This window comes from Prevotella sp. P2-180, from assembly GCF_002251435.1.
Taxonomy (GTDB): domain Bacteria; phylum Bacteroidota; class Bacteroidia; order Bacteroidales; family Bacteroidaceae; genus Prevotella.
In genome coordinates this window covers 24,210-30,565 of sequence record NZ_NPJI01000021.1, presented here as the reverse complement: position 1 = coordinate 30,565, position 6,356 = coordinate 24,210, and the positions used below count along the sequence as shown (strand labels likewise).

Here is a 6,356-nt window from a genome sequence, read left to right as displayed (position 1 = left end):
TCTCGTTCGGCACATATACCGCCATGTTTGGCAGCTGCCACAGCGACACGTCGGAATAAGGATCATCAATGCTGATGTTGTAGAAATAGTTCTTCTTCGGGTTTGCTTCGGGGATGGCGTCGAAATAAACTGTTTCCGGATTCTTCTCGGGAGTTGTAGCCGCGTATTTCTTGGCAGAAGCAAGCACGGGACGATAAACTCCTTGCAGCCAACCTGTCTTGCCATTGAACTTTCCGTTCAATTCCGACTCAGAACTCAACTTCATATTGCTATTATAACTCGCAATAGAAGCTGAAGATACGAAATAGCAATCGCTTAAGCCGTTTCCATTCGCGTCATTATAACAGATGCCATAATATTCACAAGAGGGAGATTTCCAACCCACATACTCTACTTTGACATCATACGAAGCATAGCAGTTGTATATGCCTTGAGGCGTTGTTTCTGATGTTGTTACTGAAGAATTGCCATTATAAAAAGCAATTCCAGCCACATTATATTTGTCAAGCATTGTCGCTGTCGTTGCCTTGATGACAAAACTTCCCTTGAAATAGCAGTCGTGGACGGAAGAGCCGTTAATGACCTGGAAGCCGAAGACTGACGCATAACCTTGGCTATCCCAAGTCTTACTTGATGCTATTGTGCCCGACACATAGCAGTTGCTCACCTCAGCCTTATTGTCCGTGTCTCCTACTTGCCTTGCGAGTGCCGTGGCATAATTTGTCTCCCAAATGTCGCAATCAACGAGCGCAAGGTTCTTCACCTTTCCATACATATATCCAAATAGGCTCTTGCGAAGACCTACGATGGCATGACCGTTGCCGTCAAAATGACCCTTGAAAGGCTTTTCTTTGTAAAAGCCTATGCAGTAGTCCATAATACCGGTCATATAGATGTCGGCACCCAATCTGAAATATTTGCCCTTCAGGTCATTTCCTCCATTTACGTACGTTTCCAATGCCGTTAAGTCAGCTTCTGAGCTTATGATATATGGATTGCTTTCTGTTCCTTCACCTTCAAATTCTGTCGCCATTCCGCCGCAAGCGATAGGCATAGGCAGTCCGTTGAGTTCGTCGCTCATTCCCGTCATCTTGCCCCATGTTTTGCTGCCGGCTTCGGCATTCAGTGTGCTGATGAAGTTGTCTGCCATCATCTGGTCGAGGGACTTGTTGTATGTTGTAGGGCTATAAGAGTATCTGCAATCCACGCTTTTGCCGTTGGACAATCCAAAGCAGTAAAAGTCCTTATGCTTCTTACCATCTTCTATTTCGTTACAAACCGGGTCTATTTTCGTTGTCGGAGCATCAATGTCAATCACATTTCCTGCGGAATAAACAATATTTTGTTTGTAATTGTCGCCAATGAAATGATCGTTGGTTATACCTGCAATTTTGATCTTGTCTGTCGCCTTACAATGAATGTCCATTTTTCCATAAAAAGCGCAACCATTTACAGAGTAACGGCCTCCAATTCCACATACCCATAACTCTTCCATTTTCGCTGGACTGGAAGCATTTCCTACCCTGATTTTACCCAAATACACACAATTGCTTAAGGACCATCCCGTTTCTCCATGATTAACTATGCCACCTACATAGCAACATCCTATACCTGAATTCGGAGAATCAATATTAATATTCATGGAGCTTACACAATTGCTAAAGAAGGCGTAATCTGAGTGAAGAAATCCGCATAATCCTCCGATTCTATAATAATACTTCTCATTGTCATGAGAACAATATATTTGTATATCACCACTTGACGAACAGTTATTGATATATAGTTCAGCTTTTTCTTCATCATTGTATCCTAAGATTCCTCCAATATTCTTACCAGCAAACCAAAACTTATAGTAATCATCTTGCCTAAAGCTGATATACCCGTTAAAGCTGCAATTGGAAATGTGTAGTGGTTTAATAGATCTAAAGGAGCCTAAAATACCACCGATAAAAACCTCCAATTCTGAATTAATTATTATAGCAGACTTGGATATTGTACAATTGATAATTGTATTTGTTTTCCATGCTTCACCACACAAAATACCAAAGTTCGATGCCTTTTTAGCATCATCATCTTTGATACAACAATCCTCCATATTGATGTTCTTGATGGTGGCATTTTCAATCGTTTCAAATAGACCGGTGTTTTTCCTTTCGTTTGACTTGGGACACACCATTCACCTTATGGTATGACCTTGCCCATCAAATATTCCCTTGAAAATACCATAGTCCCAAACCGATCGGTCTCCGATAGGAGTCCACTCCTTGTAGTTGCTTACATCATAACGCAATCCTGTGCCAGAAGCGTTGAGGACATTGTCGTTGAGCGTGATGTCGTTGGTTAGGACGAAATACTTGCCCTCGTAATTCTCCCCTTCTTTCGTCACCATATAGGAGAAGTTGGCAAGCTGCTGGGCGTTGTCAATCCTGTACGGATTCCATTGCGAACCGTCGCCGCCGCCGAAAGGTGTTTTCGGCTTTTCTGTTGGATATTTCCACGAGTCAGCCGCCTGAATTACACTACCTCCCCCTGCTAAGAATAAGAGAAGGCAAAAAATAATAAGATGTAACTTTGTCTTCATAATATATTTGTTTCTAAATTTGTTATTTTGGCGGCAAAGTTACGAAAAAAAAATTGGAAGTCGTAGGTCAATAAAGAAAAACTTTGGTCAATAAAGAAAAAAGTGACTTTTCAAAATATTGAAAGTACGTATTATTTATAAGTGATTGAGAATGAGATAAGTTTTTATCTCATAAAAAGAAGAGGTTACGAATTAGAAATAAACAGAATGTAGCATCCTGCTGTGATTTGCATAACCATCCAAAGAACTCTTTCGGTTGCAAAGGTACAATATTTAATCGGGGATAAAGAATGTTTTAAGATTTTTTATCCTCGATTTTTTGCTTGGATAAATCTGTTTTCATTAAACCATATTCTTCTCTATTCTTTGCTATTTCCATTTCAATCCATTCAAACTTATGTGGCAATGGTTTCTGTTTTTTGAATGGTCTATTTCGTTTGCATATTCTCATCCTTTCGCGTGTTTTGTATAAAAGTCAGCCGTCGTCTAAGAAAGACAGTCCTCGTACCTCAGACTAACTTCCTCCGACTATGGCACGGCAAGAAAAATCCTTGGCGGTATGCCTTGAAATACTTCAAGACTATACTGCCAAGGACTTTTCTTTGTTTGCCGTGCTGACAACGGCTGACTTTTATAGCCACAACTCGCAGTTCCATTTTTTATCGCACAATCCAAACGACATGAAACAGTGGCACGCCACCCTTTCATGTCTCAGTAGTACGGCATGAGGAAAAGTGTTTCTTTTTGTCGGTTGCAGGCTAACCGATCAAAATAAACACCATTCCTTGATTTGCCGTACAATTTTGTTTGCATACTCCACCGCAAGAAAGAAGTCATTGATGTAAACCTCAACGACCACTTTCATGCTTGGCTGCACAGCCTTGGAGAAAACCCGATGCAAGAAGCATGGACAAGCCATACTCTTCTTTCACCGGAATTTCTCTGAAGGCTGTGCCATTCTTGTATGCGATTTCCATTTTTCTAAAAACATTTGCAAGACAGTAATTGTATCCATTTCTCAGAAATGAGTATGCGATAATCGTGCAGTCCAAAAACTTCCGTGAAGTTTCTATTTTCATTTGCCGCTCTGATTTTCTTTCCTCCACATGGTCTTCCTTTTGGCATCAACCGTTATCGTGCAGGTGCAAAGGTATGGCAGCGGGCTTTGGAAATAAAAGGTCGAGCCTTCGGTTTTCGAAAAAATCTCCACACCGTTGGGTAGTATTTTTCGGAAAAACCTTGTATTTCCAGCCTCGCCGCCCTTGAAAGGCACCTGAAACGAAACGACCGATGCGATAGGAAGACGCAAAAAAAATGTCGGAAAAGGGAGCGACAAAAAGGTGAAGAAACGAGAACTTCCCTTCAGTTCCTGGAACCGCAAATAAATTTAATTCAAGGCTATATGACAACAAACATCAATATAACACAGACTTGGTGGAGATTACTCTCCGCAGTTGGCTCAATCCTCATCACTTTGGTGGCTTGGTTGGGATATATGGCTCTCTGCATGGTCGGTGAAGTCATATTGGGAATTGTGAAGTTCATCTTCGGCATCATCATTTCCATTCTTTCTATGGTGGTACTGATTGGAACATTCATTTGGTTATTAACACTTTAAAGTACAAGCGATATGAACAGAAGCATTGAAGCGATACCCACATGGGCACTCTGCTACATCATCAACGGCGATGCAAGCGGACTGACTGACGAGGAAATCCGTATGGTGGACGAAGCCATGCGCAAGAACAATATTGAGATAGTAAGTCCGAGATACAACGAGGACATGTGCACAGAACCTTACTTCAGCCATTATCCGTTTTTCGGACTGCCTACAGAAGTTGAGGACAGCGACATCATCTATCACGAGTAACAACCCCTTTAACAACATCATATATGAACACTACAGAATATTTCAAGAGAACCATACAAGCCTATTTGGAGGAGCGTGCAATGGAGGACGAACTCTTTGCAGCCAAGTATGACAACCCCGACAAGAACATAGACGATTGCGTGACCTATATCCTTAATTGGGTACAGAAGAGCGGTTGCAACGGCTTTTGCGATGACGAGATATATGGGCAAGCCATCCACTACTACGAGGAGAAGGACATCGAGGTCGGCAAACCATTGAACTGCCAAGTGTCTGTCAACCACCACATCGAACTCACAGAAGAGGAGAAGGCACAGGCAAGACAGGAAGCCATCCGCCAATATCAGCAAGAGCAGATGAACAAGATGCGTAACCGAGATACCGCCAAGCGCACTTCACAGAGAGCAGACAACGAAATACGCCAACCATCATTATTCGACACATTATGAAACCAAGAACGAAATATCAGAAGCAAGTCGTAACCTCAAACAAGGGGTTACGACCTATCAAGGGAGCGCAAATGCAATGGGCATTCCGTGAATGTCTTGACCACTATGCCTTTCAGTTGAAGCACGGACAGACCACCTGCATGGACTGCGGACACACTTGGACTACGGACGAGGATGCGGACAAATGTGTCTGCCCGAAGTGTAAGGCAAAGTTGGAAGTGCAGCGCACCAAGCGACAGAAGGCAATGTCTTCTACCTATTTCAGTGTACTCACCGAGTGCAAGGGACTGTAACTTATGCGAGCATTTCAGATGAAAGCCTACTACCGCAAGGGACAAAAGGCAGACATCTATTGTTGGGAGGTGGCACGTTATTGGATGAACGAAAAAGGCAAGGTGGAGGTTATGGCACGCAAGCGCACAATGGGTATCTATATGGACACGTTCTGCTACGACTCCGACATTGAACTGCGCAAGGACAACACCACCTATCAGCATATTGCTTCATTTCCGGTCTGCCCCGATTTGAAAGTCATTCCTCAGATATGGCGCAACGGCTTTGACGGAGCGTTTCACGGCATCGAACCGCTTACATTGTTCAAGGCGATGCTAACAGACCACCGCATCGAAACGATGATGAAACAATGTCGTTACGGACACGTCCGCCACTTCATAGACCACCCACGGCACTTGGAAACTTGTTGGAATGCCTACAAGATAGCCAACCGCAACCATTACCTTATTACAGACATCGGCAAATGGGCGGACTACATCTGTATGTTGGTAGAAATGGGCAAGGACATCAGAAGTCCACATTACATTTGCCCCGACAACCTTGAAGCCGAGCACGACAGAATATCCGAGAAAATCAGAGCCAAGAAAGAAAAGGAGCGCACCGAGGAGGAGATACGCAAGGCATTGAAGAACGAGGACAAGTTCAAGGAAATGAAGAGCCGTTTCTTCGGTTTGATGTTCACGGACGGCAATATCGTGGTGAGAATGCTTGAAAGCGTCAGGGAGCACGTTCTTGAGGGCAAGGCGATGCATCATTGCGTAGGCAGCGGTACAAACTATTCACTCAATCCCGACTGCATCATCTTCTCAGCAAGAATAGCCGAACAAAGGGTTGAGACCGTGGAGTTTTCACTCGAACAGATGAATGTCGTACAATGCCACGGACTACAGAACAAGGATACCGAACATCATGCCGACATCATCAACTTGGTGAACAGCAATGCAAGACTTATAGAGCAACGAATGGTTGCAACGACATGAAATCCATATCGGCGGAGCGATGAAAATTCGTTCCGCCACTTTCTTTCATGAGCCGAGGAGCGGAAAAGAAAGTGGCAAAGAAACCGTCTTTTCCTTATCTGCGATGCTTGCAAAGAACAAAGGACAGCCCAAATCAAAAGGACTGTCCTTTATTCATAAATCGTTTTTTTCTGTTCCTTGGG

8 protein-coding genes and 1 pseudogene are annotated in these 6,356 nt (G+C 43.3%); 6 read left to right on the top strand and 3 right to left on the bottom strand.

Annotated elements, in window-relative coordinates; all coding sequences use genetic code 11:
- Positions 1–1,495, bottom strand: a pseudogene (locus CIK98_RS02960) (hypothetical protein); the annotation flags it as partial.
- 681 nt (positions 1,496–2,176) lie between these two features.
- Positions 2,177–2,581: a hypothetical protein gene (locus tag CIK98_RS02955; RefSeq protein WP_094382798.1), complete on the bottom strand. Its 405-nt coding sequence runs from the start codon at positions 2,579–2,581 to the stop codon at positions 2,177–2,179.
- 530 nt (positions 2,582–3,111) lie between these two features.
- Here CIK98_RS02955 and CIK98_RS17550 point away from each other — a divergent pair.
- Complete coding sequence (locus CIK98_RS17550; protein ID WP_141210382.1) at positions 3,112–3,309, top strand: hypothetical protein; 198 nt, start codon at positions 3,112–3,114, stop codon at positions 3,307–3,309.
- Between the two features lie 120 nt (positions 3,310–3,429).
- Here the strand turns inward: CIK98_RS17550 and CIK98_RS18880 are convergent, their stop codons facing one another.
- The gene (locus CIK98_RS18880; RefSeq protein WP_254918964.1) at positions 3,430–3,558 is read right to left on the bottom strand and encodes a hypothetical protein; all 129 of its coding nucleotides are present in this window, start codon (positions 3,556–3,558) and stop codon (positions 3,430–3,432) included.
- A 425-nt stretch (positions 3,559–3,983) separates the two neighbouring features.
- Here CIK98_RS18880 and CIK98_RS02945 point away from each other — a divergent pair, with 425 nt between their 5' ends.
- Genes CIK98_RS02945 through CIK98_RS02930 form a run of 5 tightly spaced genes read left to right on the top strand, consistent with a single transcriptional unit; the run spans position 3,984 to position 6,174 of the window.
- Complete coding sequence (locus CIK98_RS02945) at positions 3,984–4,199, top strand: hypothetical protein (protein ID WP_094382796.1); 216 nt, start codon at positions 3,984–3,986, stop codon at positions 4,197–4,199.
- Positions 4,200–4,211: 12 nt separating this feature from the next.
- The gene (locus tag CIK98_RS02940) at positions 4,212–4,451 is read left to right on the top strand and encodes a hypothetical protein (protein ID WP_094382795.1); all 240 of its coding nucleotides are present in this window, start codon (positions 4,212–4,214) and stop codon (positions 4,449–4,451) included.
- A gap of 23 nt (positions 4,452–4,474) precedes the next feature.
- Positions 4,475–4,900 carry a PcfK-like family protein gene (locus CIK98_RS02935; protein ID WP_094382794.1) on the top strand — a complete coding sequence of 142 codons (426 nt, stop codon included), beginning with the start codon at positions 4,475–4,477 and terminating at the stop codon, positions 4,898–4,900.
- A complete protein-coding gene (locus CIK98_RS18620) occupies positions 4,897–5,193 on the top strand; it encodes a hydrogenase maturation nickel metallochaperone HypA (RefSeq protein WP_253249625.1) in 297 nt (98 codons plus the stop codon). Before CIK98_RS02935 ends, CIK98_RS18620 begins: the two co-directional genes overlap by 4 nt.
- 3 nt (positions 5,194–5,196) lie before the next feature.
- Positions 5,197–6,174 carry a PcfJ domain-containing protein gene (locus tag CIK98_RS02930; RefSeq protein WP_253249624.1) on the top strand — a complete coding sequence of 326 codons (978 nt, stop codon included), beginning with the start codon at positions 5,197–5,199 and terminating at the stop codon, positions 6,172–6,174.
- Positions 6,175–6,356: the final 182 nt, after the last annotated feature.

Coding starts and splice junctions, on each gene's coding strand:
- CIK98_RS02955 (WP_094382798.1), bottom strand. CDS start 2,581: ATGAAGACAAAGTTACATCTTATTATTTTTTGCCTTCTCTTATTCTTA.
- CIK98_RS17550 (WP_141210382.1), top strand. CDS start 3,112: ATGGCACGGCAAGAAAAATCCTTGGCGGTATGCCTTGAAATACTTCAA.
- CIK98_RS18880 (WP_254918964.1), bottom strand. CDS start 3,558: ATGGAAATCGCATACAAGAATGGCACAGCCTTCAGAGAAATTCCGGTG.
- CIK98_RS02945 (WP_094382796.1), top strand. CDS start 3,984: ATGACAACAAACATCAATATAACACAGACTTGGTGGAGATTACTCTCC.
- CIK98_RS02940 (WP_094382795.1), top strand. CDS start 4,212: ATGAACAGAAGCATTGAAGCGATACCCACATGGGCACTCTGCTACATC.
- CIK98_RS02935 (WP_094382794.1), top strand. CDS start 4,475: ATGAACACTACAGAATATTTCAAGAGAACCATACAAGCCTATTTGGAG.
- CIK98_RS18620 (WP_253249625.1), top strand. CDS start 4,897: ATGAAACCAAGAACGAAATATCAGAAGCAAGTCGTAACCTCAAACAAG.
- CIK98_RS02930 (WP_253249624.1), top strand. CDS start 5,197: ATGCGAGCATTTCAGATGAAAGCCTACTACCGCAAGGGACAAAAGGCA.